This is a genomic window from Streptomyces sp. SAJ15 (assembly GCF_007595705.1).
GTDB lineage: Bacteria > Actinomycetota > Actinomycetes > Streptomycetales > Streptomycetaceae > Streptomyces.
Genome location: NZ_NISY01000011.1, coordinates 1 through 26,738, shown reverse-complemented (window position 1 = coordinate 26,738; position 26,738 = coordinate 1). Strand labels below are relative to the sequence as shown.

The following is a 26,738-nucleotide window of genomic DNA, read 5'->3' as shown; positions in this document are numbered from 1 at the left end:
CGGGGGGACGGCGGTGGTGCCCGGCGGGGCACCACCGCCCTCGCGATCTCCGGCCTCCTTCCTGAGGCGGCGCATCGATCTCCCCGTCATCCGACGATCGGTCAGTTCTACTATTGGCTTTCGGCTTTCACTGAGGTTTCGGCAGGCGGGCACGCCGCCGGGAGAACCACCCCGACGATGGGAGCGCGGCCCATGCCACACACCGTCCAGACCCCCGAGCCCGCGTCGGGGGCCGGCGCCGAGGCGGGCGCGCATGACGTCGCGCACGGGACCGAGCCCGGGACGAAGGCGGGGGGCAAGCCTGGGGGGACGGAGGCCGGGATGAAGACTGGGACGGAGACCGGGGTCGAGGCCGGGACGGAGACTGGGGCCGCCGCCGGGACCAAGCCCGGGGCAGGGCCCGAGTCCAAGCCCGGGGCCGGGGGCGTCGCCGGGCCCCGGCCCGGCCCCGAGGCCGAGGCGGCCACCTTCGACTTCCCGCTCGTCAACCGGACCGGATACCTGCTGAACAAGGCCGGTGCGCTGCTGATGCAGGAGGCGGAGCGGGTCCTGGAGGGCCAGGGCATGCGGATGCGCTACTTCTACGTGCTGGCGGCGCTCGAAGGCAGGCATCCGCTGTCCCAGCAGGACCTGAGCCGCCTGCTGAACCTCGACCCCACCACCATGGTCGCGATCATCGACGAGATGGAGTCGGCGGGCCATGTGGAGCGGCGCCGCAACCCCGCGGACCGCAGGCGCTACATCCTCCACCTCACGGACGACGGGCGGCGGACGCTCGGGCGGGCGTCGCTGGCGGTGGGGGAGGTCGAGGAGCGCTTCCTGGCCACGGTGGCGGACCGGGACCGGGAACAGTTGCGGCAGATCCTGCGCCGTCTGCTGGCCGACCGCTGGCCCAGCGTGATCTCCTGCGAATGATCCTTCGTGTTCCCCGCGATCGGATTCCGGCCCCCGGAATCCGATCATTCGTTTTCCCGCCCTTTCTCCTCCGCCTGCCGCCGAGTCGGTTACGGCAATTCCGGTTTCAGTTTCACGATAGAGACATAAAATCTCTGGAGTGATCTTTCCCTCATGCTAGCCTCATCGGCATCGAGTTCACGACGTGATGTGACTCGGTGACGGCGCGCCTCATCACTATTGCGCGCCACGGGGGAAGGACAGTTTCATATGATCACGGGGGAACGCTATTTCACCTCTCTCGACGCCTGTCTGGGGCCGGGTGACGAGAGGTTCTTCGGAAGCGGCTACAAACGGGTCGGCCAATATCTGTCGGACGTGACCGCGAGCGGCTCGGCCGCCCTCGGCGCGCTCGTCGTCGCCCGCGCGGGCCTCAGCTACCCGCTGGACTGGTCCCGCAAGTCCCCGGGTAGCCGGCTGCGGCCGCACCTCAGCAGCATCGACGCCCTGGTCCTGGCGGCTCAGCTCGCCGAGATCCAGCTCAACCACAGTCGCTCGCTCACCGCGGACGAGCAGCGCCACACCTGGCTGCGGGCCGCCGAGATCCGCGCCGGCTCCCGGCCGCACGAGGACCTCGCGAGCTTCCCGGTCCGGGCGCGGCTGTGCGAGACCGCCGAGTCGCCCGCGAGCACAGCCCTGCGCAGCACGTACGACTGCCGTATCGGCGGCCTGAAGGTCCGCTGCGTCCTGGAGCACGCGGCGGGGGAGGGCCATCGCGCCGACCGCCCGGCAGCGGTGTACGCCACCGGTGAAGAGGCGCTGGGCCCCGCGCGGACCAGGCACTACGGCGACGGTTACAAGACGCGGCGGCTCATCGCGGAGGGCGTGGCGGTCGACCTCGGCGGCCAGCGGGTGCGGGCGGGCCAGCGCATCGTCCCCGAGCCCGGTGACGGCGCGGCCACGCGCGGAGCGGAGGCGGCGTACGCCCCGTCCGTCTCCCTGGTGGACTGCCTGGTCGGGATCGCACAGCTCGCCCAGGTGCTGCTCTACAGCCAGGACGAGGTGTCGCGCGGCAGCAGCAACACGCTGTGGATGCGGCGAATCCTCATCGAGACGGATTCACCGGTGCGGCCGCTGGACCGACCGATCGACGCCGTCGCCTATACGACGAAGACCCGGATGCTGCGGATGGGCGCGGGTCTGTGGCGCTGTTCGGATCTCGCGGTCGACGACTTCCGCGGAATTCGCGGCTCCTGCTCGATAGCCCACCAGTTACCGATGGCGTGGGCCGCCTGAGAACGGTAAGGAAAAACGGGGGAATTCATCAAATGATCGACTCAATGGCGGGATCGCCGATGACGCGATCCGGAAAGGCCCTCATCGTGTTCGAGGGGCCGGCCAGGATCATCTGGCACAACGGGGGGAACGGGCGGTGGACGCCCATCGGGTTATGGCCGGGACCGTGCCATCGAATGGCATTGGACGAGCAACTCGCGCGGCGCGCTCCGCTGCTCGTCGTCCTGGACGCTCCGGAGGCCACCGTCCCGGTCCTCAGCGAGGAGCTGGCACGCGCGCCGCGGCGGGTGCACGCGGCCCTGACCCGCGGGGAACCGATGACGGGGTCCGGGACCCCGGGTTCGGCGCCGCTGTGCGCCACGTCGACCCGCGGGGAGGAGATCACCGACCTGCGGGTGCCGCTCCTCGACTGGCTGCCGGGCCCGCTGCGCCGCCGGGGGCTGGACTTCCTCGCCGAGAGCGAGGAGACGCTCGCCCGCACCCCGCGCGCCCTGCTTCCCGCCCTGCTCACGGACGAGAACCCGGCTCCGTCCGCACCGGTGCGCTTCGCCCGCCGGCTGCTGCCGGGAGCCCTGTCCGAGGCGTGCCTCGCCGCCGCCGTACGGCATCTCTTCCCGGCGGGCCGCCACGAACCGCGGCAGCCCGTCGGGGCGGCGCGGCTGACCTGTGCGTGAGCGTGGTGAGAGCGATGACGCGTACGACGACAGAGGCGCGAGGCGGCAGGCGCCCGGACGCGCGAGGGGATGGGCGAGCGGCGAAGCGTGCGGCGATCGGGACGCCCCCGGGAACGGCGACCGGCAGACGCCCGGCAGCGGTGACCGGGACGCGCCCGGGCGCGCCGCCGCCGTCCGACCCGCCCCCGATCCTGACCAGCGGGGAACTGAGCGCGGCGGTCGCCGTCCTGGCGTGGGGGAACCTCCGGCGGACGACGACACGTCAGGCCCCCGCCCACACCAACCCCCTCCGTCCCCACCCGGACTCCTCCAGCGGAAGCGAGGAAACACCATGAGCGATGCGACCGTGACCGCGACCGTCGCGCCGTCAGGCGCCGTGCGGGCGTCGGAACACCCCATCCACCTGGCCATCTCCGGCACCTACTCCACCGGCAAGAGCACCACCACGGAGGCGCTCTCCGTCGCCACGGGCATCCCGCGCACCCACGCCCTGACCTCGCGCGAGATCCTCAAGGACCTGGTCCCCGGCAAGCAGGTGCAGGAGCTGTCCGCCGTCGAACTCCTCGCCCTCGGCCTGCGCCGCCTCGAAGAGCGCATCCACAACGAGGCGATGCCCGGCTCCTTCGTCTCCGACGGCTCCGTGATCCACGAGTGGATCTACGGCGAGGCGCGCATGCGGGTCGGCATCAACCCGGGGGCGGGGCCCCTCCACAAGCTCCTCTCCGAGCTCGCGGGGCTTCCGGTCAAGCGCTTCTACCGCCAGTACATGCAGGCGTACGGCCAGATCACCAAGGCCCGCGCCAAGCGGATCTACGACGCGTACGTCCACCTCCCCGTCGAGTTCCCCATGAGGCCCGACGGCCACCGCCCCGTCTCCGAGCGCTTCCGTCGGATGTCCGACGAACTGCTCATCCAGACCCTGGAGGAGATGGAGATGCCGTACCACGTCGTCCGCGGCGGCGTCGAAGAGCGGGTCGACCAGATCATCCGCATCTTCGAACTCCCGACGGTGCTGCCCGTGGGCGAGGCGGTGACCATCGCCCAGCGTCGCGTCCGTGAGGCCGGCGAGATCCTGGAAGCGGACGCCCGCCGCCACGCCGCCCAACGCGAGAGCTCCCGACTGCGCCGCGTCCGCTACGCACTGCGCTACTGACCGCGAGGGGCCCGCCGCTGTCTTCCGAGCCAGGCAGCGGCGGGCGGCGAGATGCGCGGACTTCCGGGCCGGCGGGGCCTCGGGCCCTCCAGGACGGAGACCACCGGCCCCCCGCGCCCGTGCCAGGTCGCCCGCTTACCGTAGTGACCATGACCGCCGCAGATGCCGATGACGTTCGCCGGATCGCCCTCTCGCTCCCCGAGACGGTGGAGAAGGAGGCATGGAGCATGCCCACCTTCCGCGTGGCCGGGAAGATGTTCGTGACCATCCCCGACGACGAGACGTCCTTCGCCGTCCGCTGCCCCATGCACGAGCGCGCCGAACTCATCGCCGCCGAACCCGAGAAGTTCTGGGTCCCCCCACACGAGGCCGGCTCCAACTGGGTCCGCGTCCGCCTCGCCGCCCTGGACGACATGGACGAACTCCGCGACATCCTCGTGGACTCCTGGAAGCAGGCGGCTCCACCCCGACTGGTGGAAGCCTGGTCACTGTGACCGACCACCCCGAACGACGGCTCCACAGCGCGTAGCTCCACCTCCGCCGAATGGGGTACAGTAGATCTTGCAAGCACCGCCCGAGAGGGCGGGGGTTGATGCGTCGGTCGTCTAAGGAAAGATGCTCGTCTCCAAACGAGAGATGTAGGTGCAAGGCCTGCTCGGCGCTCCACGAAAAGGGCCCTTCCCCAACTCGGGGAAGGGCCCTTTCACATGCCCCGACCCTCGGCCTCCGCCGCTCGCCCGTTCCCGGCTGTTTGGGGCGGAATTCTCCCAACGGCCCATACGGCCAACGACGTCGCCGACGCGACTGATCAGCCGGTGTCTCCCGCGGCCCTGAGCCCCCGACTGAGCATTCACGGCGGGGGCGCGCAGCTCGGAGTCGCCCCGTAGGCGATCGACCTGCCCCGCCGGCGTCCCGCGAAAACGGTGAGGGCCGCTACCCCGCATCCGGGGTAGCGGCCCTCACCGTTGCTTCTGACCTCAGATCAGAGAACCGGCCGTGTGATGCGCACGCGCTTTAGATGTCGAAGTACAGCTCGAACTCGTGCGGGTGCGGACGCAGCTGGATCGGGGCGATCTCGTTCGTGCGCTTGTAGTCGATCCAGGTCTCGATCAGGTCGGAGGTGAAGACACCGCCGGCCTGGAGGTACTCGTTGTCCTCCTCCAGGGCGTCGAGGACCGCGGAGAGGTTGGTCGGGACCTGCGGGACGCCCGCGTGCTCCTCGGGGGCCAGCTCGTAGAGGTCCTTGTCGATGGGCTCGGCCGGCTCGATCTTGTTCTTGATGCCGTCGAGGCCCGCGAGGAGGAGCGCGGAGAAGGCGAGGTACGGGTTGGAGGACGGGTCCGGGGCGCGGAACTCGACGCGCTTGGCCTTCGGGTTGGAGCCCGTGATCGGGATGCGCATCGCGGCGGAGCGGTTGCGCTGCGAGTAGACCAGGTTGACCGGGGCCTCGAAGCCGGGGACCAGGCGGTGGTAGGAGTTCACCGTCGGGTTGGTGAAGGCCAGCAGCGACGGGGCGTGCTTGAGGATGCCGCCGATGTAGTAGCGGGCGGTGTCGGAGAGGCCCGCGTAGCCCTGCTCGTCGTAGAAGAGGGGCTCGCCGCCGGTCCACAGGGACTGGTGGACGTGCATGCCGGAGCCGTTGTCGCCGAAGATCGGCTTGGGCATGAAGGTGGCGGTCTTGCCGTTGCGCCAGGCGACGTTCTTCACGATGTACTTGAAGAGCATCAGGTCGTCGGCCGCGGCCAGCAGGGTGTTGAACTTGTAGTTGATCTCCGCCTGGCCGGCGGTGCCGACCTCGTGGTGCTGACGCTCGACCTTGAGGCCGGCCTTGTTCAGCTCCAGGGAGATCTCGGCGCGCAGGTCGGCGAAGTGGTCGACCGGCGGGGCCGGGAAGTAGCCGCCCTTGTAGCGGACCTTGTAACCGCGGTTGTCCTCCAGCGCGCCGGTGTTCCAGGCGCCGGCCTCGGAGTCGATCTCGTAGATCGAGCGGTTCGCGGTGGTCTCGAAGCGGACCGAGTCGAAGACGTAGAACTCCGCCTCGGGGCCGAAGAACGCGGTGTCCGCGATGCCGGTGGAGGCGAGGTAGGCCTCGGCCTTCTTGGCGATGTTCCGCGGGTCACGGCTGTACTGCTCGCCGGTGATCGGGTCGTGGATGAAGAAGTTGATGTTGACCGTCTTGTCCCGGCGGAACGGGTCGACACGCGCCGTCGACAGGTCCGCACGCAGCGCCATGTCCGACTCGTGGATGGCCTGGAAACCGCGGATCGACGAGCCGTCGAAGGCCAGCTCCTCGTCCGGGTCGAACGCCTCCGCCGGAACCGTGAAGTGCTGCATGACGCCGGGAAGGTCGCAGAACCGGACGTCGACGAACTTGACGTCCTCGTCCTTGATGAACTTCCGAGCTTCGTCAGCGTTCTGGAACATCCAACTCCTCCTAGCCCGGCCGCAGGGGGACGGGGATTGCTTCGGCGGCGCATTCCATCTGCGGGGTCGCGCTGTCGCCGACCATAGGTAGCCGGGATTTCTCAAGCATGACCCGTTTGTTTCGCCGAGGTTAACCGGCGGGCAGCGGACGTATGGCGTCCCCGTGAGGCCGTATGCAGGTCTTCTGGGCGGCGGTCGGCGCCCCCCGACGCCCCGGAAGGTCGGCCGAAAACCGCCCCTCGCGACTCCGCCGCGCCCCGGCTCCCCGGGGCCTTCCGGCGGGCCGGCGGCGTTTGGGCGAGAACGACGCGTCCCGCCCCGCCCGCCCCCGCCACCCCTTCCAGGATGCCTCCGAACGCCCACACCCACCCGCGGGGAAACGTATGCGGTCCCGTACCGTGGACGGGTGGATAAAAGGCAAGCAATCGGATCGTGGCTCTCCGGGCCGCGCGCGGCGGCCGAGGACATGGGCGTCGACTTCGGTTACCGGGGCGAGCGGCTCGGCCTGCCCGAGGAGGGGCCCGGGGCCGTGGCGCCCCCCGGGCGGCGCATCGGAGCCCTGCTCGTCGACTGGGGCCTGTGCATGCTCATCGCCTACGCGCTCCTGTCCGGCGGCAACATACAGATCGCCGGCAACTGGGCGCTCGGCGTCTTCTTCGTGATGAGCGCGCTCACCGTCGGCACCATCGGCTGCACCCCCGGCAAGCGGCTCATGCGGCTGCGCGTCATCAGCGAGACCGGCTCCCGGCTCGCCTTCCCCCGGGTGCTCCTGCGCAGCCTGCTGCTGCTTCTCGTCATCCCCGCCGTCGTCTGGGACCGGGACTCCCGCGGGCTCCACGACCGACTCTCCCGCGCCGTCCAGGTGCGGATGTAAGTCCAACCCGGTCGGCTCAGTCGGATCGGTCCGCCCGGCCGAGAGGTGGAGACGTCCGCCTCTCGACGAGACACCCCACACGAAGACGAGTCACACGCGAAGGCGGCCTCGGGACCAGATTTCTCTGGTCCCGAGGCCGCCTTCGTCGTAAGCCTCGGCTCCCGCGCCGCGCCGTGCCGGCTCAGCGGCCCTTCGGCATCCGCATGCCCTTCGGCAGCGGACCCTTCGGGATCGGCATGTTCGCCATCAGGTCGCCCAGCGCTCGCAGCCGGTCGTTGGTCGCGGTCACCTGCGGGCCCGCGAGCACGCGCGGCAGCTTCAGCAGCGTGGTGCGCAGCTTCTTGATCGGAACCTGGCCCTCATCGGTGCCGACCACGATGTCGTGCACGGGGATGTCCGCGACGATGCGGTTCATGCGCTTCTTCTCGGCGGCCAGCAGGCCCTTGAGGCGGTTCGGGTTGCCCTCGGCGACGAGCACGATGCCGGCCTTGCCGACCGCCCGGTGGACGACGTCCTGGCTGCGGTTCATGGCCACCGCCGGGGTCACGGTCCAGCCGCGGCCGACGTTCTCCAGCACCGCCGCGGCGGCGCCCGGCTGACCCTCCAGCTGACCGAAGGCGGCCCGCTCGGCACGCCGGCCGAAGACGATCGCCATCGCGAGGAAGGCCAGGACGAAGCCGAGGATGCCCAGGTAGATCGGGTGATCGATCCAGAAGCCGAACGCGAGGAAGGCACCCAGTACGACGATGCCCACGGCCGCGACGACAAGACCGACCTTGGAGTCGACCCGCTTGGTCATCTTGTAGGTCAGAGCGATCTGCTTCAGTCGCCCCGGGTTCTCGGATGATTCCTGCCTCGCCATGTAGCGAAGTTTACGTGGCCTGCGGCGCCCTGGCGGACATGGCCTCCAGCACATGCTGGGCCTCCCGCCGGTCCTTCGCCCGCCGTCGGTCCTCCAGCACGGCGGCCCAGGCGTTGCGCCGAGCGGTGCGCTGCCCGCCTCCCAACAGCAGTCCTTCGAGAGTGAGTAGTGCTCCGGTCACGGAGAGTGGGCGTCCAGGCGCGGCCTGCATGGCGAAAACTCCCTCGAAAGCGGCGGATGGGACACGGTTGGGGTGTGGAGGGATGGGTCGGCGGGCGGGGCGCGGAGCACGGGCGGGAACGTGGCGCGGGGGGTGTGGCCGACCGGTGTTCCTTAATCGTTATCCAAAGGTGTTACCAGTGCGTGACCGGGTGGTCAAACACTGATGAAACGTTTACGCAATCGGTGTCCCGGCCCCCGGTGACGGACACCGGGGGTTACCTGGGATGACCTGCCGTGAAGGCGCTCGGCCGAGGCCGAACGCTGTGCGCGGCCTCACACCGCCTGATGGGTGGCCTCACACCGCCTGATGGGGCCCCCGCGCCGTCGGCGGGTGGCCCCGGACCGCCCGGGCGGCGTCGCGCCGACCGGGCCGGTGGCCTCACCCCGCCTGACCGACGAGCGAGCTCGGGCCCGCTGACGTCAGACAGTGCTCCAGCCGGCAGTGGGGGCCACCACCCGGTCAGTGGGGCCGCCTGGCCAGTGGGTACCCGGCCAGGGGGACCACTCGGTCGGCGGCCTCGCGCCGCCCGGTGGACGGGCTCACACCGCCTGGCGGGTGAGCGCCGCCTCCCGGTGCTCGATCGCCTGCTGGAAGAGCCGGCCGGCGCGGTACGAGGAGCGGACCAGCGGGCCCGACATCACGCCGGAGAAGCCGATCTCCTCGGCCTCCTCCTTCAGCTCCACGAACTCCTGCGGCTTCACCCAGCGCTCCACCGGGTGGTGCCGCACCGACGGCCGCAGGTACTGCGTGATGGTGATCAGCTCGCAGCCCGCGTCGTGCAGGTGCTGCAGCGCCTCGCTGACCTCCTCGCGGGTCTCGCCCATGCCGAGGATCAGGTTGGACTTCGTCACCAGGCCGTCCTCACGGGCCTTGGTGATGACCTCCAGCGAGCGCTCGTAGCGGAAGCCGGGGCGGATGCGCTTGAAGATGCGCGGCACGGTCTCGACGTTGTGCGCCAGCACCTCGGGGCGGGACGAGAAGACCTCGGCCAGCTGCTCCGGCACGGCGTTGAAGTCGGGGATCAGCAGCTCGACCTTGGTGTGGCCGCCCTCGCGCTCCGCCGTCATGGCGTGGATCTGCCGGACCGTCTCGGCGTACAGCCAGGCGCCGCCGTCCTCCAGGTCGTCGCGGGCGACGCCGGTGATGGTGGCGTAGTTCAGGTCCATGGTGACGACCGACTCGCCGACGCGGCGCGGCTCGTCACGGTCGAGCGCCTGCGGCTTGCCGGTGTCGATCTGGCAGAAGTCGCACCGCCGGGTGCACTGGTCGCCGCCGATGAGGAAGGTCGCCTCGCGGTCCTCCCAGCACTCGAAGATGTTGGGACAGCCGGCCTCCTGGCAGACGGTGTGCAGTCCCTCGCTCTTCACCAGCTTCTGCAGCTCGGTGTACTCGGGACCCATCTTCGCCCGAGTCTTGATCCACTCGGGCTTGCGCTCGATGGGGGTCTGGCTGTTCCGGACCTCCAGGCGCAGCATCTTGCGTCCGTCGGGTGCGACAGCGGCCACGTCCGGCTCCCTACGACTTAGATTCTTCGGCGGACACCAGGGTACGCCCGTGTTTCATACGCTTTTACGTCCAGGGCAACCTGCGGGCCTGCGGGTGCATTCCCGAGGGCTCGCCGCCCGGGGCTTCCTCAGACCGCGCGGGGCAGCGGCACCGACGACTCCAGCACGTCCTGGAGGTGCTTCTCGATCACCGGGGTCACCTCCGCCACCGTCACGTCCCTGCCCAGCTCGTTGGAGAGCGAGGTCACACCGGCGTCCCGGATGCCGCACGGCACGATGCGGTCGAACCAGGTGTTGTCCGGGTTGCAGTTGAGCGAGAAGCCGTGCATGGTCACGCCCTTGGCGATCCGTACGCCGATCGCGGCGAGCTTGCGGTCCTCGCGGCGCTGGCCGGCGTTGGACGGGGCGTACTCCGGGCCGTTCAGGCGCGGGTCGAACTCCTCGTCCTCCAGCCGCGGGTCGAAGTCCAGGTTCAGCCCCGGGATGGCGGGCCGCTGCTCGACCGGGTCGCCCAGCACCCACACGCCGCTGCGGCCCTCCACCCGGGTGGTCTCCAGGCCGAACTCCGCGCACGTGCGCAGCAGCGCCTCCTCCAGCCGCCGGACGTGGGCGATCACGTCCACCGGGCGCGGCAGCTTGAGGATCGGGTAGCCGACGAGCTGGCCCGGACCGTGCCAGGTGATCTTGCCGCCGCGATCCACGTCCACCACCGGGGTGCCGTCCAGGGGGCGCTCGTTCTCCGCCGTGCGCCGTCCGGCCGTATACACCGCCGGGTGCTCCAGCAGGAGACAGGTGTCCGGGATCTCGTCCGCGAACCGGGCCGCGTGCACCCGACGCTGCTCCTGCCACGCCTCCTGGTACTCGACGGCGTCCGCCCCGAAGCCCAGGTGGACAAAGCGCAGCTCACTCACGGCAGCTCCCTCGAACCTTGCTGTTCAGTGCCCTGTTGTACGGGTGCACGGGCGCTCTTCGCACCCGTGCGGCGGCGCGCGCCCGATTCCGGGCGCGCCCCCTGCGTGCCACTGTACGACCGTCGTACGCGCCACCCACAAGCGGCCGGGGTTGGCCGACTCTCGTACGTGCGGTCCCGGCCGCCGCCGGGTCCCGCCGGCGGAGCGGTCCAGGTCCCGCCGCAGGTCCCAGCCGTCCCCGCTCCGGGCCTGTCCTCACACGATCGGATGAATACGGGTCATAGGCGGCGAGGAGATCGCTGATGACCGCTACATTCACGCCGTTCCACAGAGCGATCAGGGAGACCGGCAGGCTGATGACGGAACGACCCCCCCAGCGAAACCCCAACCGTCAGCTCGCCGCGCTCATCGCCGAGGCGGGGTTCTCCAACGCCGGGCTGGCCCGGCGCGTCGACCAGCTCGGCTTGGAGCACGGCCTCGATCTTCGCTACGACAAGACGTCGGTGACCCGATGGCTGCGCGGGCAGCAGCCGCGCGGCACCACCCCCGCCCTCATCGCCGAGGTGTTCACCCGGCGACTGGGGCGCCGGCTGTCCGCGCAGGACCTGGGGCTCGACGCCTGTGCCCCCGTCTACGCCGGCCTGGAGTTCGCCGCGACGCCCGAGGAGGCGGTGGACATCGTCAGCGGGCTGTGGCGCAAGGACTCCGGCAACCACGTCGAGCTGCGCAAGATCGCCTTCACCCCGGCCGGGCTGGTGGTGCCCAGCCGCGACTGGCTCATCGGCCGGCCGGACGAGCGCGTCGCGCGCGGCGAGCCCGGCCCCGGCGAGGGTGGGCCCGCGGGCGCGGGGCCGGTCCTGGGCCGAGTGCCCGCGCAGGGCCGGCCCACCGTGCCCCGGCAGCGTCAGATCATCACCGACACCGGCCCCGGCCACCGGGTCACCTCCGGCGACATCGCGGCGCTGCGCTCGGTCGGCGAGCTCTTCCGGGCGCTGGACCAGGCCTACGGCGGCGGCCATGCCCGCCAGGCGCTGGTGCGCTATCTGGAGCACGAGGGCGAGCCGATGCTGCGCGGCACCTACGGGGAGACGACCGGGCGGCGGCTGTTCGCCGCGGTGGCCGACCTCACCCGGCTGGCCGGCTGGACCTCGTACGACATCGCCGCCCACGGCCTCGCCCAGCGGTACTTCGTCCAGGCCCTGCGGCTCGCCCAGGCCGCCGGGGACCGGGCGTACGGCAGCTATGTGCTGGTCACCATGAGCCGGCAGGCGGTCTATCTGGGGCACGGGCGCGAGGCGGTGCAGCTCGCGCGGGTCGCCCAGCAGGGCGTGGGCACCGGCGCGCCCCCGGTGATGCAGTCCCTGCTGCACGCGGTGGAGGCCCGCGCGCACGGTGTGCTGGGCGACATGCGGGCCTGTACGGCCTCGCTGACCCGCGCGGAGCGGGCGCTGGAGACGGCACGGCCGGGCGACGACGTGCCGTACTGGGCCCGGTTCTTCGACGAGGCCCAGCTCGCCGACGAGTTCGGGCACTGTCACCGGGACCTTCAGCAGTACCGGGCCTCCGCCCAGCACGCGGAGCGCTCGCTCCAGTTGCGCGGCGCCGGCCACGCCCGCTCACGGCTGTTCTGCCGGGTGGTGCTGGCCACCGCACGGCTGGGCCTCGGCGAGCTGGAGCAGGCGTGCGCGCTGGGCGCGGAGGCCGCGCAGCAGGCGTCCGAGATGCGGTCCGCGCGGGCGCTGGAGTACGTGCGGGACTTCGAACGGCGACTGGAGCCCTACCGGGACGCGGCGCCGGTGCGCGGGTATCGGGAGCGGGTGGCGGCGCTGGGCTGAACGCGCCGCCCCCGGCGATGTCCGCGGAGGGGGCGTGCCGGCGCGGGGGTCGCCTGGCGCCTGCCCGGGCGGAACGCCGCCCGGGCAGGTCCGTCCCGTGCCCGCTCGGGCCGGCACGCCCTCGCGCTCGATGGCCGATCGCGCTCGACCGCTCGCGTCGGCGCGCGCCGGCCCGTGTCGGTGCCCCGGCCGAGGGCGGTGGGGCCGTCCGGGCCCGGTGCCCGACCTGGGCTTGTTCGTCCGCCTCGGCACCCGCCGGGCTCGCGGTCGCGGGGCCGCCGTGTCGCGGTGGCCGGGCCTGCGTCCGCGCGCCGCCGGGGTGCCGGGGTGCCGGGGTGCCGGGGTGTCGGTCGCCCGTCGGCGACGGCCGGTCACCGCTCGGCCGAGCCCGCCGTCCGGGACGGGGCCGGGCACGGGGTCAGGCGGCCGACGGAAGGGCTCCCGGGGAGGTGTGCATGCCGAAGTCCCGGAGGACCGCGCAGGCGGCGCGGCGGCCGGAGGAGAGGGCGCCCTGCACCGTGCTGGTGTCGCGGTGGTCGCCGCACACGTAGAGGCCGCGCAGCAGTCGCACCGGCCGGCGCCGGTCGTGCGGGGCGGACATGGCCGGGACGGCGTGTGGGTCGTGGTGGGCGCCGAGCAGCTGCCAGGCGGCGGTGGAGGTGCCGTAGATCCCGGCCAGTTGGGCGCGGGCGGCACGGTCGAGCTCCGCGAGGGGGAGCGCGGTGGCGGTGCCGAGCACCGTCGAGGTGATCAGGGCCCGCCCGTGGGGGGCGCGCGAGGGGTCCACCTCGCTCGCGACGGTGGTGTGCGCGACGGGTCCCCGGCCGTCGGCGGCCAGCACCAGCGCCGGCTCGCGCAGCGGCGACGTGTCCGCGGTGTGGTGCAGCACGGTGACCGGGTGGAAGGTGGGCAGCCGCAGCCCGGGCAGCAGCTCGACGGCGGCCCGGGCGCCGGTCGCGACGAGCACGGAGCGACAGCGGAACTCGCCGTGCCCGGCGGTGGCGACCGCGGTGGTGGCCGCGGCGACCGCGCGGACGCCGGTGCGGACCGTGCCCGGCGGCAGGCCGGCGGCCAGCAGCGCGGGCAGCGCGGCCGCGCCGCCCTGCGGCAGGCACAGCCGGCCTCGGGCGTAGCCGCGGAGCACCAGGTCGGCGCAGCGACTGGAGGTGGTCAGCTCCGGGTCGCTGAGCAGCGAGACCAGTAGCGGGCGCAGAAAGCCCTCGATGGTGCGGGCCGGCAGGCCGCGCGTGCCGAGGGTCTGCCCCACGGGCCGGTCCGGGCGGGCCAGCAGCCGGTCGGCGGGCACCGCGGCCAGCCGACCCAGCGCGGCGCTGAGCCGCGCCTGGTCCAGCGCCCCGCCGAGCGGCGCCCGAGTGGCCGAGCCGAGTGGGGTGCGGGCGCCGCGGGGCGCGCGGGCCGCGGTGGCGAAGGCGCGCGCGGTGGTGAGGGCGCTGCCCCTCGCCCCGCCCTTCGCGGTCCCGCGGCCGCCGCGCGCGCCGCGGCCACCCCAGCCGGGCGGGGCGCCCACCCGTTGGGTGTGGCCGTCCCCGTGCACCAGCACCCCGGGCGAGAAGGGGCGCAGCGTCAGCCCGTCCAGGCCCGGGGTCTGGCGCAGCTCGGGGAAGGAGGACATGAGCAACTGGCCGGTGAGGTCCAGCCGGAAGCCGTCGACCTCCTCGGTGGCCATCCGGCCGCCCACCCGAGGCGCGGCCTCCAGCACGGTGACCGACACTCCCGCGCCGGTCAGTTGATGGGCGGCGGCGAGCCCGGCGAGCCCGGCCCCCACGATGACGACGTCCGTCTTGCCCTGTGCGTGTTGCCCGCTGCTGAGCACGTGCCCTCCCCGGGGTCCGTGTGCTGAGGTCGGTGCGTTCGCTGGGGGCGTGATGCCCCCAACGGGCAGCCCGGATGCGTGACTTGCCGATGACCGTAGGGGGAAATCCAGACAATGACAGTCGCGCACCGACCGGGCATGGAGGCACGCGCGTCGCACATGCGCCCGTCATGGGCCGGAGGCCCGCGGCCCGGTGGGTGGGTCGAGTCGGCCGCGGGACGTTCCGGGTGTCGCCGGCCGTCCCGGGTGGTCCCGTGTTCCCGCCGTGCCCGGGTGCGTAGGTGTCCTCAGGTGTAGAGGTACGGCGTGGGTGAGGTGGCCGTGGCGCCGGTCGAGGTGGTGACGACGACGGCCGCGGGGCCGGGTGTGCCCGCCGGCGTGATGGCCTGGATCTTGTTGTCGGCCACGACCTTGAAGGTGACGGCGGGACGGCCCCCGAAGGTGGTGCTGATGACCGGGGTCAGCGACACGCCGAAGATGTTGACGGAACGGAAGCCGGCGCGGGAACCGGAGGTGGGGCTGATGCTGGTGATGGCCGTGGCGCTGATGTAGGTGTAGGAGGTGGAGTTGGAGACGCCGCCCCGGTTCGCGGTGCGGATGGAGACGGTGCGCGCCACGGCCGAGGGCGGGATGACGACGGTCATCTGGGTGTCCGACACGACGGTGGGAACGACCGCGACGTCCCTGAACCACACCTGTCGGACGCCGATGAACCTACGGCCGGTGATGGTGAGGGAGGTTCCTCCGCTCATCGGCCCCGAGGGCGACGAGATGGTGTGGATGACGGGCAGGAGCCGGTAGTAGAAGCGGCCGATGACCGCTGTACCCCCGGCCGCGGTCACTCTGACCGTGGCGCTTCCCGTCCCCGAGGGGCTGACGACGGTCATCGTGTCGTCGTCGACCACCACGACGTCGGTCGCGAGGCGATTGCCGAACCGCACGAGTGTGGTGCCGGTGAAGCCCCGGCCGGTGAGGGTCACCGCCGTACCGCCGCCGATGGAGCCCTGGTTGGGGGTGATGGCGGCCGGTCTGCTCACCACCCGGACGGTCCCGGCGGCGTTGTTGACGACGTACAGACGACGGCCGTCCGGGGTGGGGGAGATCCCCTGGGGGCCGCTGAATCCGGGAAGGGTGGCGGTGACGGTGTCGGTGCTCGGGTTGATCACGGTGACCGAGCCGGCGCCCGTCATGGTGGCGTAGACGAGCGTCCCGTCCGGGGAGGCGGCCAGGACCGTCGGACTGGTCGCGGTGGTGATACGGGTGACGGTGTTGGCGGTGGTGTCGATGACGCTGACGGTTCCGGAGTCGGAGTTGGCGACGTAGGCGCGGGTTCCGTCGGGTGTGAGGGCCACTCCGCGGGGTGTGGTGCCGACGGTGACGGTCGCGGTGACGGTGTTGGAGGTGGTGTTGATGACGCTGACGGTTCCGGAGCCGGAGTTGGTGACGTAGGCGCGGGTTCCGTCGGGGTGGACCGCCACACCCCAGGGGCCGGTGCCGACGGTGACGGTCGCGGTGACCGTGTCGGCGGCGGTGTCGATGACGCTGACGGTTCCGGAGCCGGAGTTGGCGACGTAGGCGCGCAGGCCGTCCGGTCTGAAGGCGATGGAGACGGGGCCGGCGCCGACGGTGATGGTGACGGGGTCCGCCGCGAGCGAGAGACGGTTCACCGCGGCGTCCGTGTCGCGGGTCGGGAGCGAGCGCGTCCAGGGGGCTTCGACTGTGGACATGAGACTCCTCTCGCTCCGACTCCGCGGGCCCCGATCGGCGCTCCGGTGCCGGAGGAGGTAGTGGCGTTCTCCCCCGAGTTCCTCGCATGGTCCCAAGCCGCCGACGGTGACACGAGACGACATGGGAAGCACTCCGGTGTGACGGACGGGCACAAGCCGGATAGTGCGTATCGTCTGACTTACCCCTAAGTGATGCGGATACGCCCTTATGCGTGCCGTCGTCCTCTGTTCCCATGGCCATGGAGGGCGATGCGTCGACGACGACCGCCCCCTTTCAGCCGCGTGGTGGCCCAGGCGTCGCGGCCCCGTCCGTCTGTCCCGGCCCGGGAGTTCCCGCCGAGGCAGCCAGTAGCCGACACGCAGGGAGAAGAACAGTGGTCACTCTCAACCCCCACCAGGGCCCGACCGCGGGCGGCAACCCGGTGGTCATCACCGGTAGCAACTTCACCGGCGCCACCCGCGTGACGTTCGGAACCAAGTCGGCCAGCTTCACCGTCGACAGCCCCACCCAGATCACGGCGATCGCCCCCTCCGGCAACAGTGCCGTACAGGTCGTCGTCACCACGCCGGGCGGGACCACCGCACCGGTCTACTACTACTACATCCTGCCGCCGCTCAAATCGAGCCTCAGCCAGACCTCCGGGCCGCTGAGCGGCGCCACGACCACCCTCACCGGTGCCAACCTCATCACCACCACCGGGTTGTCCTTCGGCAACGACCCCGCCGCCGGCTTCACCGTGGTGAACGACACCACGATCAACGTCACCGCCCCGACCGTGACGGCGCCCGCGACCGTTCCGGTGAGCGTCACCACCCGGGGCGGCACCACCAACGGACTGACCTTCCGCTTCGTCGGCGCGCCGACCGTGACCAGCATGAGCCCCACCACCGGTCCGGACTACGGCGGCACCTCGTCCGTCATCACCGGCACCAACCTGAGCGATGTCATCGACATCTCGTACGGTCCGGAACAGGCCGCCTTCCAGATCGTCGACGACACGACGATCGTCTCCTACTCGCCCACCGGGACGGGCACCGTCACCGTCACCGTGACCAGCGTGGGTGGGAGCGACTCCTCGCAGTCCTTCACCTTCGTCGCCGAGCCGGGCTGATGTCGCGGCGGGGCGGCCCGGGCCGGTCGAACCGGTCGGCCCGGCCGCCCCGCCGGGGCCGGGTGGGGGAGGGGCGTCGGGCGGCCCGTTCCCGTGCGCGCCTTCAGGCGGCCCGCGGGTCGTAGGGCGTCAGGGCGGCCCGTACCGCCTGCTCGATGCGTGGATGGGCGAAGGTGAAGCCGGTGTCCAGCAGCCGCCGGGGGAGCACCCGTTGACTGCCGAGCATGTCCTCGGTGACCTCGCCGAGCGCCAGCCGCAGCGCCGCGGCGGGCACCGGGAACGGGGTCGGGCGGCGCAGCACCCGGCCCATGGCGGAGGTGATCTCGCGGTTGGTGGCGGGCTCGGGGGCGGTGAGGTTCACCGGTCCGGAGAGCTCCTCGGTGTCGATGATGTGCCGCAGGGCGGCGATGTGGTCCCGCAGGGAGATGAAGCTCCAGTACTGCCGTCCGCTGCCCAGCCGCCCCCCGACGCCCAGCCTGAACAGCGGGAAGAGCCGGCCCCAGGCACCGCCTTCGCGCGCGACGACCAGGCCGGTGCGGGCGTACGCGGTGCGGATCCCGGCCTCGACGGCCGGTTCGGCCGCCTCCTCCCACTCCTGGCACACCCGGGCCAGGAAGCCGTCCCCCGGCGGTGCGTTCTCGTCGACCGGACGTTCCCCCGGGTAGCCGTAGACGCCGACCGCGCTGCCGCTCACCAGGACCCGGGGCGGGACGTCGAGCGTGGCCAGGGCCTCGGCGACGGCGGCGGTGCCCAGCACCCGGCTGTCCCGGATCCGCCGCTTGTAGTCGTCCGTCCAGCGCCGGTCGGCGATCCCCGCGCCGGCGAGGTGGACGACGGCGTCGCAGCCGAGGAGACCGACCGTGTCGACCCACTGGCGGTCCGGGTCCCAGGCGACCTCGTCGGTCGCGCGGGCGTCCCGACGGACCAGCCGCAGCACATGATGACCGTCCGCGCGGAGCGAGCGCACGAGAGCGGAGCCGATGAGCCCGGAGGAACCGGTGACGGCGATACGCGAAGGGGTACGCATGGCAGTCATCCTGCCCCGCCGAGCCCGACGAAGCGCATGCCGCGCCCGATCCGGCGTGCCAGGCTGACGCGCATGACCGAACCGATCATCCGCCCCGCCACGCTCACCGACGACCCCGCCCTCGCCGAGCTGGATCGGCGCACCTGGTCGCCGCTGCACGCGGTCACCGCCCGACCGCGGCCCGCCGGCCCCTTCTTCGACGACCGCAGCCGTCCGGACGGGCTGCTGGTGGCCGAGGTAGACGGCGCGGTGGCCGGCTACATACGGCTGGGCACGCCGACGCCCCTGCCGTGCAACGCGCACGTACGGCAGATCCAGGGGCTGGCGGTGGACGACCGGGTCCGGGGCAGGGGCGTGGCGCGGGCGCTCCTCGGCGCGGCCTGCGAGGAGGCGCGGCGGCAGGGCGCGACCCGGATCACGCTGCGGGTGCTCGGCCACAACACTCCGGCGCGGCGGCTGTACGCGTCGGAGGGCTTCGCGGTGGAGGGGGTGCTGCCGGGTGAGTTCCTGCTGGCGGGGGAGTACGTGGACGACGTGCTGATGGGGCGGCCGCTGTGAGCGCGCGGTAAGCGGGGGAGTCCTTCTGGGGCGAGGAGGCTCCGGCCCCGGATGGGCTCGGTCCCGGGTGCGCTCGGTCCCGGAAGCGCTCCGCCCCGGAAGTGGTCAGTCCCGGAAGCGCTCCCACAGGTTGGGGAACCGATCTGCCAGGGCCGCGTCGCTCTCGAAGTCGATGGGCAGGCCCTCCGGCTCGCGGGGGCGCGGCGGCAGCCCCAGGTCCGGCAGCTCCAGGCCGGTCAGTCGCTCGTACGCCTCGTCGGCCGCGTACCCCAGGTCCTCGCAGTCCCCGTCCCGCTCCTCGTCGAAGTCCTCCAGCAGCTCGGCCAGGTCGTCCGGGTCGTGCAGCGCCCCCTCGAAGACCTCCCGGCCCTGCCCGATCAGCCAGGCGCGGAAGGCGTCGAAGGCGTCGTCGCTGGCGCCGTCCAGCAGCACCGCGGCCGCGCCCCACAGGTCCCAGCGGTAGGCGCGGTTGAAGCGCGCCTCGAAGTGCCGCGCGAAGTCCAGCACGGAGTCCGGGTCGAGCCCCGTCAACCGCTCGACCAGCAGGTCTGACTGGTCCTCGGGGTCGCCCTGGGCGTCCTCCCGGGTGCCGTCGATCAGCTCCCAGAACTCCGTCTCGTCCATCATCACGGGACCAGGATCGGGCCTGCTGCCGAGACCCGCACGCGGAGCGGTCAGATGCGCCTGTCTTGTTATCGATAGCAACAATCCCGATCGACGATCTCCGGAAAGCCCGACAGAAGGTGTCGGGTTTGGCTGCCAGGGTCGATGTCGTACGGCAGGCGACCGAGGAAGGGACGGATGCACGTGGCGACGACGCAGGGCACACGGTCGGGGGCGGACGGGCCGCTGGCGGGGACGATCGCGCTGGTCGCGGGGGCGACGCGGGGCGCGGGCCGCGGCATCGCCGTGGAACTGGGCGCGGCCGGGGCCACCGTCTACGTGACCGGCCGCACGACGCGCGAGCGGATCAGCGAGGTGGGTCGGTCGACCGAGACCATCGAGCAGACGGCCGAGCTGGTCACGGCGGCCGGCGGCACCGGCATCGCGGTGCGCGTCGACCACCTGGAGCGGGAGGAGGTGCGGGCGCTGGTGGAGCGGATCGACCGGGAGCAGGGGCGCCTGGACATCCTGGTCAACAACGTCTGGGGCGGCGAGCGCCTGATCGCGGCGGACCTCGGCAGCGGCAGGAAGTCCTGGGAGGTCGACCTGGAGAGCGGGCTGCGGATGCTCCGCCTCGGCGTCGAGACCCACCTGGTGACCAGCTACCACGCGCTGCCGCTGCTGACCCGACGGCCGGGCGGACTGGTGGTGGAGGTCACCGACGGCACGGCGGAGTTCAACCGCCGCTACCGCGAGCACCTGTTCTTCGACCTCACCAAGAACGCCCCCATCCGGATGGCCTTCGGCCTGGGGGAGGAGCTCCGGGACCTGGGCGGGACGGCCGTCTGCCTCACCCCCGGCTTCCTGCGCTCGGAGGAGATGCTCGACCACTTCGGGGTGCGGGAGGAGAACTGGCGTGACGCGGTGAAGGCGATGCCGCACTTCGCGGTCGCCGAGTCGCCGCACTACGTCGGCCGGGCGGTCGCGGCGCTGGCGGCCGACCCGGACCGAGCGCGTTGGAACGGCCGGTCCCTCTCCAGCGGCGCGCTGGCGAAGGTCTACGGCTTCACGGACCTCGACGGATCGCGGCCGGACGGGTTCGCGTACTTCGAGGAGGTGGTGTTCGGCGGGAAGCAGGCGGACGTCTCGGAGTACCGCTGACATCCGAACCCCCGCGTCGCGAACGCCGTCCGAGCCGTCGCGTCCGGATTCCTGCCGTCCGGCTCCCGACCTCCGGTCAGCGGTAGAGGTCGTGGGCCCGCGCCGCCGCGTCGGCGAACCGCCGCCGCAACTCCGCGGGCTCCAGCACCTCCGCCTCCGGCCCCAGGGCGAGCAGTTGGTCGTAGGCCACGTCGAGCGACTCCACGGGCAGGGCCACGGTGATCCGGCCCTGCCCGTCGGGCTCGCCGGCCGCGGCGAGCGCCTCTCGCCCGGCGGTGCGGTCCGTCACGTACGGCAGCCGCCGCGCCCCCTCCGGCGTCAGTCGCAGCACCGCCTCGGTGCGCAGGATCGACCGCGCGAACTCCGCCGCCCGCTGCTCCCAGAAGGCCGGCAGGTCGAACTCCTCGTCCCGCGCGAAGCGTTCGTCGCCGACGGAGACCGCGGTGAACCGGTCGACCCGGTAGACCCGGAGCATGCCCTGGGCGCGCGCCGCCAGGTACCAGACACCCGCCTTGAGAACGAGCCCGTACGGCTCCAGCTCCCGCTCCACGGTGCGCTCCCCGCGCCGGTAGCGGGCCGTGAGGCGCCGGTCGTCCCAGACCGCGTCCGCGACGGCGGGCAGCGACGCGGGCGTCTCCGGCTCCTGCCACCACCCCGGCGCGTCCAGGTGGAACCGCTGAGCGGCCCCCTCGGCGGCGTCCCGCAGCTCAGGCAGCAGCGCCGCCGACACCTTCAGCCGCGCGGCGGAGGCCGCGTCCGCCAGTCCCAGCTCGCGCAGCGCGGACGGGACCCCGGAGAGGAACAGCGCCTCGGCCTCGGACCGGCCCAGACCGGTGAGGCGGGTGCGGTACCCGCCGATCAGCCGGTATCCGCCGGCCCGGCCGCGGTCCGCGTACACCGGCACCCCCGCCTCCGACAGCGCCTGCGCGTCCCGGGTGACCGTCCGCTCGGACACCTCCAGCTCCCGCGCCAGCTCGGCCGCGGTCATCGAACGCCGGGACTGGAGCAGCAGCACCATCTTGATGAGGCGGGCAGCGCGCAAGGCATCTCCTGAAAGGGGCGGCGGAGCCTGTCGACCCTATCGGCCGGCCGCGCGGGCCGCCGTCACGCGCCCCCGGACGCCGGGCCGGCCACCAGGAGCAGGGCCGTCACCGCGTCGCGGCGCCCGCCGAGCGTCTCCACCACCGCGCGGTACGGCCCCTCCGTCAGCCCCCGGAACGACGTGGCGTAGCGGCCGCCGCCCAGGTGGCGCAGGGGCCGCCGGGGGCCGTCGCCGTTGGCCGCGGCCGCCGGGGTCAGCGTCGCCCGGAGGGCCAGCGCGTCGAAGCCGGGGAGCGTGTCGGGGACGGTCGCCTCGATCTCGTACGGCTCGCCCCGGGCCACCAGCTCGGGGGCCCGCACGGCGAGGTGGACCGCGTCGGCCTCCGGGCCGCGGTGGTAGCGGGGTTCGGGGGCGAGCCACCCCCACAGGGCGTCGCGGACGCCGCGGTTGTTCTGGAGGGAGCCGTGCTGTTCGCAGGGTGTGTGGGCGGCGGTCGACGGGGCGGCGGACAGCCGCGGGACGCGGCCGTCGCCACCCTCGTCCGCGCCGTCGATGGTGTCCAGCGGGGTGAGCCGCTCGCCGGTGGTCGCGGCCGTGGTGGGGGTGGGCTGCCGCACGCCGACCACCGGCAGCAGCTCCCAGCCGGTGCCCGCCGGGGTCGCGGAGGCGTGGCGCATCTCGGCGTGGAAGCGGCCCGCGTCGAGAAGGAGCCTCGGGTCCACCCCCGGCAGCCCGGCGGTCTCGCGGGGGTGACGCAGGCCGCGCGGGGAGGCCAGACAGGCGTAGTCGGGGGTGAGCTGGTGCAGGGAGGGGAGGCTGCGGGCGAAGGCGGTGAGGTCCGGGAGGAGCCGGGACCAGCCCGGGCGCACGCCGTTGACCAGGGAGAGCAGGGCGTCCAGCGAGCCGCGGTGCGGGGTGCCCAGGGTGATCAGGCGGCGGGTGGTCTCATGGCCGCGGAGACAGGTGACGTAGTAGCGGGCGATCAGGCCACCCATGGAGTGGCAGACGAAGACGACCTCGGCCGCGCGCCGCTCCGGCGCGGAGGCGCGCCAGCGGCCCAGCTCCTCGTCCACCCGACGGGCCAGCAGCTCCGCGTTGTGGCGGCAGGAGAGCCGCCAGTCATAGGCGAAGGCCACCAGGTTGGCCGGGGTGGTGGCCGGCTCCTTCGATGCTCGACGGCGCAGCGTGAAGTGCTGTTCGAGCCAGTGCAGCAGCCCCGAGTAGCCGTCGACCAGCGGGCCCACCCCGGGCAGCGCGTGCAGGTCGTGGAGGAGGCCGATCGCGCGGACGCCGTCGCCCGGGTGGTCGTCCCCGATGTCGTCCGGGAGCCGGAGGTCGAGCACCGAGCCGCCCAGGGTGCGGATGCCCCGCCACAGCGCGCCGCCCGACAGGCCCCAGACCTCCTTGCCGTCGCGGTCGGCCAGCCGGCTGCCCAGGATGCCCGGAACCACCACGACCAGATCTCCCACGGGCTCACGCCGTCCCACCTCGGTGCCCCCAGCGTGCCGCGCGCCGACTCCCCCGCCGGCGCTGTCCCGCACCACCGTAGTGCGACGACATCGGCTCGGAGCGTGATCGGGCGAAGCCGGGGCTGATACGGCGCCTGCGACGCGCGAAGGGGGCGCGCGGAATCACCGCACGCCCCCTTCGGGTCGTTCATCGGGTCCGTCACCGGACCCGGGCCGGGCGCCGGACGGGCTCAGGGCCCGCCGGCCCGGCGGAGGGTCACAGCCCGTACCGGGCCGCCGCCTCCCGCACCGTCTCCGCCTTGACCTCGCCACGCCGCGCCAGCTGCGCCAGCACCGCGACGACGATCGACTGGGCGTCGACGCCGAAGTGGCGCCGGGCCGCGTCGCGGGTGTCGGACAGACCGAAGCCGTCGGTGCCGAGGGAGGACCAGTCCTGGTCCACCCACTGGCTGATCTGGTCCGGGACCTGCCGCATCCAGTCGCTGACCGCGAGCACCGGACCGGGGGCCCCGGCCAGGGCGCGGGTGACGTACGGGACGCGCTCCTCGCCGCGCAGCAGCGCCGCGTCGCACTCCAGCGCGTCGCGCCGCAGCTCGCTCCAGGAGGTCGCCGACCAGACGTCCGCGGTCACGCCCCAGTCGGCGGCCAGCAGCTCCTGCGCCTCCAGGGCCCAGTGGATCGCCGTGCCCGACGCCAGCAGCTGGGCGCGCGGGGCGTCGGCCGCCGCCGGGGTGCCCTCCTTGAAGCGGTACAGGCCCTTGATGATGCCCTCTTCCACGCCCTCCGGCATGGCGGGCTGCGGCTTGGGCTCGTTGTAGACCGTCAGGTAGTAGAAGACGTCCGAGTCCTCGCCCGGGGCGGTCTCGCCGTACATCCGGCGCAGACCCTCCTTGACGATCACCGCGATCTCGTACGCGAAGGCCGGGTCGTAGTTGAGCGAGGCCGGGTTGGTGGCCGCGATCAGGTGCGAGTGGCCGTCGGCGTGCTGGAGGCCCTCACCGGTGAGGGTGGTGCGGCCCGCGGTGGCGCCCACGATGAAGCCCTTGCCGAGCTGGTCGGCGAGCTGCCACATCTGGTCGCCGGTCCGCTGCCAGCCGAACATCGAGTAGAAGATGTAGAAGGGGATCATCGTCTCGCCGTGCGTCGAGTACGACGTGGCGGCGGCGATGAAGTCGGCCATGGCGCCGGCCTCGGTGATCCCCTCGTTGAGGATCTGGCCGTCCTTGGCCTCCTTGTAGTACATCAGCTGGTCGCGGTCGACCGGCTCGTACGTCTGGCCCAGCGGCGAGTAGATGCCGGCCGAGGGGAAGAGCGACTCCATGCCGAAGGTGCGGGCCTCGTCGGGGACGATCGGCACCCAGCGCTTGCCGCTCTCCTTGTCCCGCATCAGGTCCTTGACCAGGCGGACGAAGGCCATGGTGGTGGCCATCTCCTGCTTGCCGCTGCCCTTGAGCAGCGGGGCGAAGGAGCGGTCGGCGGGGGTCGGGAGGGCCGGGACGGCGTGCGTCCGGCGGGCCGGGGCCGGGCCGCCGAGGGCGGCGCGGCGCTCCTGGAGGTAGCGGACCTCGGCGGAGTCGGCGCCCGGGTGGCCGTAGGGGACCTGGCCGTCGGCGAAGGCGCTGTCGGCGATCGGGAGCCCGAGCAGGTCGCGCATGCCCTTGAACTCGTCGATCGTCAGCTTCTTCATCTGGTGGTTCGCGTTCTTCGACTCGAACCCGGCACCCAGGGTGTAGCCCTTCACCGTCTGGGCGAGGATCACCGTCGGGGCGCCCTTGAACTCCAGGGCGGCCTTGTAGGCGGCGTACACCTTGCGCGGCTCGTGACCGCCGCGGGAGGTCTGGAAGCACTCCAGGATCTTGGCGTCGGTGAGCAGCGCGCCCAGCTGGGCCAGCTCGCGGTTGGCGCCGAAGAAGTGCTCGCGGATGTAGGCGGCGTCGCGGGTGGCGTAGGTCTGGAACTGGGCGTCCGGGACCTCGCGCAGCCGGCGGACCAGGGCGCCGGTGGTGTCGAGCTGGAAGAGCTCGTCCCAGGCGTTGCCCCACAGCGACTTGACGACGTTCCAGCCGGCGCCGCGGAACTGGGCCTCCAGCTCCTGAACGATCTTGAAGTTGGCGCGCACCGGACCGTCGAGCCGCTGCAGGTTGCAGTTGATGACGAAGGTCAGGTTGTCGAGGCGCTCGCGGGCGGCCAGGGCCAGGGCGGCGGTCGACTCCGGCTCGTCCATCTCGCCGTCGCCCAGGAAGGCCCAGACGTGGGAGCCGGAGGTGTCCTTGATACCGCGGTTGGTCAGATAGCGGTTGAAGCGCGCCTGGTAGATCGCGGAGAGCGGGCCCAGACCCATGGAGACGGTCGGGAACTCCCACAGCCAGGGCAGCCGCCGCGGGTGCGGGTACGACGGCAGACCGGCGCCGCCCGCCTCCTGGCGGAAGTTGTCCAGGTGCTGCTCGGTGAGGCGGCCGTCGAGGAAGGCACGCGCGTAGATGCCGGGCGAGGCGTGGCCCTGGACGTAGAGCTGGTCGCCCGAGCCGTCGGTCTCCTTGCCGCGGAAGAAGTGGTTGAAGCCGGTCTCGTACAGCCAGGCGGCGGAGGCGAAGGTGGCGATGTGGCCGCCGACGCCGAGCTTGGAGCCGCGGGTGACCATCGCCGCCGCGTTCCAGCGGTTCCAGGCGGTGATCCGGCGCTCCATCTCCTCGTCACCGTCGAGCGCGGGCTCGGCGGCGGTGGGGATGGTGTTGACGTAGTCCGTCTCCAGCAGCTTGGGCAGCGCCAGGCCGGCGCGCTCGGCGTGCTGCAGGGTGCGGCGCAGCAGGTACTCGGCGCGATGTGGGCCGGCGGCCCGAGCGACGGCGTCGAGGGAGTCCGCCCATTCGGCGGTCTCCTCGCGGTCGCGGTCCGGGAGCTGGTCGAGCTCGCTCGGAAGCTTGCCTACGGAGTCGGTCATGATCGCCGCCTTCCGGACTCGAAGGGGTGGCATAAGCCCTAGGGGGGTGGCATAAGCCCTGAAGTTGGCAGGACAGGGCGGAGGGGCTCGGTGAAGCCCATCGCTGACTGTAAGTCCCTGATCGATGATCGATCAAAGCGTGGGGGCGAAAAAGTTCTCGATTCGGCGAAATTGGCATTCCGTGCCTCGAAAGTCGGCACGCAGTGCCGGAGCAAATCACCGCGAAACGGGCACGCGTCCCGGGTGCCTCACCCCTTGAAACCCTCCAGCAACCGGTGCAACTGGTCCCAGCGCGGGGCGGACGGACGCCTCAAGTGCCGGGAAAGCCCGGAATGCCCGATGGCTCGGACTGGCTGGCTACCGCCGGTCCGGAGCGTAGCGGCGGCTCGCCGTGACGGCGGATTTCGGGGCACCCGCCCCTGACGACCCGGGGCGGGCGGGGAAAGTCATTCCGCCGCGACGGCGCGCAACCCCCGTGACGATGTCCGGCGGTGCCGAGTCGACCGTGGGGCGCGGCGCCCCCTTCGGGCGGGGGTGCCGGGGAGCCCCGGGTCTCAGGGGCAGTCATTCCGCCGCGACGGCGCGCAACCCCAGTCATGGAGTCCGGCGGTGC

General features: G+C 72.4%; 22 protein-coding genes. 10 read left to right on the top strand and 12 right to left on the bottom strand.

From position 1 onward, the window contains the following. Window positions 1-321 precede the first annotated feature (321 nt). From CD790_RS24415 to CD790_RS24395, 5 genes are all read left to right on the top strand, one after another. Window positions 322-915 (top strand): MarR family winged helix-turn-helix transcriptional regulator, encoded by a 594-nt coding sequence (locus tag CD790_RS24415; RefSeq protein ID WP_144385487.1) that lies wholly within the window; start codon window positions 322-324, stop codon window positions 913-915. A gap of 249 nt (window positions 916-1,164) precedes the next feature. Further along, window positions 1,165-2,190, top strand: coding sequence for an AvrD family protein (locus tag CD790_RS24410; protein WP_144385486.1), 1,026 nt, complete (start codon window positions 1,165-1,167; stop codon window positions 2,188-2,190). 176 nt (window positions 2,191-2,366) lie between these two features. Then, window positions 2,367-2,864, top strand: a complete 498-nt coding sequence (locus tag CD790_RS24405) for a hypothetical protein (RefSeq protein ID WP_144385485.1) — start codon at window positions 2,367-2,369, stop codon at window positions 2,862-2,864. A 331-nt stretch (window positions 2,865-3,195) separates the two neighbouring features. Beyond that, window positions 3,196-4,017, top strand: coding sequence for an ATP-binding protein (locus tag CD790_RS24400; RefSeq protein ID WP_144385484.1), 822 nt, complete (start codon window positions 3,196-3,198; stop codon window positions 4,015-4,017). Window positions 4,018-4,166: 149 nt separating this feature from the next. Then, complete coding sequence (locus CD790_RS24395) at window positions 4,167-4,511, top strand: MmcQ/YjbR family DNA-binding protein (protein WP_144385483.1); 345 nt, start codon at window positions 4,167-4,169, stop codon at window positions 4,509-4,511. Window positions 4,512-5,031: 520 nt separating this feature from the next. Here CD790_RS24395 and glnA read toward each other — a convergent pair. Further along, window positions 5,032-6,441 (bottom strand): type I glutamate--ammonia ligase, encoded by a 1,410-nt coding sequence (gene glnA / locus CD790_RS24390; protein WP_144385482.1) that lies wholly within the window; start codon window positions 6,439-6,441, stop codon window positions 5,032-5,034. 406 nt (window positions 6,442-6,847) lie between these two features. Here glnA and CD790_RS24385 point away from each other — a divergent pair, with 406 nt between their 5' ends. Continuing rightward, window positions 6,848-7,315 (top strand): RDD family protein, encoded by a 468-nt coding sequence (locus CD790_RS24385; RefSeq protein WP_144385481.1) that lies wholly within the window; start codon window positions 6,848-6,850, stop codon window positions 7,313-7,315. 181 nt (window positions 7,316-7,496) lie between these two features. On the opposite strand, the gene CD790_RS24380 is transcribed toward CD790_RS24385, so the two are convergent. From CD790_RS24380 to lipB, 4 genes are all read right to left on the bottom strand, one after another. Then, window positions 7,497-8,177: a DUF4191 domain-containing protein gene (locus CD790_RS24380; protein ID WP_144385480.1), complete on the bottom strand. Its 681-nt coding sequence runs from the start codon at window positions 8,175-8,177 to the stop codon at window positions 7,497-7,499. A 10-nt stretch (window positions 8,178-8,187) separates the two neighbouring features. Next, window positions 8,188-8,388 carry a hypothetical protein gene (locus tag CD790_RS24375; RefSeq protein WP_144385479.1) on the bottom strand — a complete coding sequence of 67 codons (201 nt, stop codon included), beginning with the start codon at window positions 8,386-8,388 and terminating at the stop codon, window positions 8,188-8,190. 551 nt (window positions 8,389-8,939) lie between these two features. Next, the gene (gene lipA / locus CD790_RS24370; RefSeq protein ID WP_144385478.1) at window positions 8,940-9,905 is read right to left on the bottom strand and encodes a lipoyl synthase; all 966 of its coding nucleotides are present in this window, start codon (window positions 9,903-9,905) and stop codon (window positions 8,940-8,942) included. Between the two features lie 128 nt (window positions 9,906-10,033). Next, complete coding sequence (lipB, locus tag CD790_RS24365; RefSeq protein WP_144385477.1) at window positions 10,034-10,816, bottom strand: lipoyl(octanoyl) transferase LipB; 783 nt, start codon at window positions 10,814-10,816, stop codon at window positions 10,034-10,036. A 356-nt stretch (window positions 10,817-11,172) separates the two neighbouring features. Here lipB and CD790_RS24360 point away from each other — a divergent pair, with 356 nt between their 5' ends. Next, a complete protein-coding gene (locus CD790_RS24360; RefSeq protein ID WP_144385612.1) occupies window positions 11,173-12,651 on the top strand; it encodes a regulator in 1,479 nt (492 codons plus the stop codon). 418 nt (window positions 12,652-13,069) lie between these two features. On the opposite strand, the gene CD790_RS24355 is transcribed toward CD790_RS24360, so the two are convergent. Beyond that, window positions 13,070-14,485, bottom strand: a complete 1,416-nt coding sequence (locus CD790_RS24355; RefSeq protein WP_144385476.1) for an FAD-dependent oxidoreductase — start codon at window positions 14,483-14,485, stop codon at window positions 13,070-13,072. A 287-nt stretch (window positions 14,486-14,772) separates the two neighbouring features. Next, window positions 14,773-16,212: an IPT/TIG domain-containing protein gene (locus CD790_RS24350; RefSeq protein WP_186319210.1), complete on the bottom strand. Its 1,440-nt coding sequence runs from the start codon at window positions 16,210-16,212 to the stop codon at window positions 14,773-14,775. 374 nt (window positions 16,213-16,586) lie between these two features. Between CD790_RS24350 and CD790_RS24345 the strand changes: the two genes are divergently transcribed. Continuing rightward, window positions 16,587-17,324 (top strand): IPT/TIG domain-containing protein, encoded by a 738-nt coding sequence (locus CD790_RS24345; RefSeq protein WP_144385474.1) that lies wholly within the window; start codon window positions 16,587-16,589, stop codon window positions 17,322-17,324. A gap of 103 nt (window positions 17,325-17,427) precedes the next feature. Here the strand turns inward: CD790_RS24345 and CD790_RS24340 are convergent, their stop codons facing one another. Further along, the gene (locus tag CD790_RS24340; protein ID WP_144385473.1) at window positions 17,428-18,351 is read right to left on the bottom strand and encodes a TIGR01777 family oxidoreductase; all 924 of its coding nucleotides are present in this window, start codon (window positions 18,349-18,351) and stop codon (window positions 17,428-17,430) included. 72 nt (window positions 18,352-18,423) lie between these two features. Between CD790_RS24340 and CD790_RS24335 the strand changes: the two genes are divergently transcribed. After that, complete coding sequence (locus tag CD790_RS24335; RefSeq protein ID WP_186319209.1) at window positions 18,424-18,909, top strand: GNAT family N-acetyltransferase; 486 nt, start codon at window positions 18,424-18,426, stop codon at window positions 18,907-18,909. A gap of 105 nt (window positions 18,910-19,014) precedes the next feature. Here CD790_RS24335 and CD790_RS24330 read toward each other — a convergent pair whose 3' ends face one another. Next, window positions 19,015-19,536: a DUF4240 domain-containing protein gene (locus CD790_RS24330; protein WP_144385610.1), complete on the bottom strand. Its 522-nt coding sequence runs from the start codon at window positions 19,534-19,536 to the stop codon at window positions 19,015-19,017. 174 nt (window positions 19,537-19,710) lie between these two features. On the opposite strand from CD790_RS24330, the gene CD790_RS24325 reads away from it, so the two are divergent. Then, window positions 19,711-20,673, top strand: coding sequence for an SDR family oxidoreductase (locus CD790_RS24325; protein WP_144385472.1), 963 nt, complete (start codon window positions 19,711-19,713; stop codon window positions 20,671-20,673). Window positions 20,674-20,749: 76 nt separating this feature from the next. Here the strand turns inward: CD790_RS24325 and CD790_RS24320 are convergent, their stop codons facing one another. The 3 genes from CD790_RS24320 to aceE all read right to left on the bottom strand — a co-directional run bounded on the left by CD790_RS24320 (window position 20,750) and on the right by aceE (window position 26,125). After that, window positions 20,750-21,715: a YafY family protein gene (locus CD790_RS24320; protein ID WP_144385471.1), complete on the bottom strand. Its 966-nt coding sequence runs from the start codon at window positions 21,713-21,715 to the stop codon at window positions 20,750-20,752. Window positions 21,716-21,777: 62 nt separating this feature from the next. Beyond that, entirely contained in the window at window positions 21,778-23,184 is a 1,407-nt protein-coding gene (locus tag CD790_RS24315; protein WP_144385470.1) for a lipase/acyltransferase domain-containing protein, read from the bottom strand. A gap of 256 nt (window positions 23,185-23,440) precedes the next feature. Further along, a complete protein-coding gene (aceE, locus tag CD790_RS24310) occupies window positions 23,441-26,125 on the bottom strand; it encodes a pyruvate dehydrogenase (acetyl-transferring), homodimeric type (protein WP_144385469.1) in 2,685 nt (894 codons plus the stop codon). Between the last annotated feature and the right edge of the window lie 613 nt (window positions 26,126-26,738).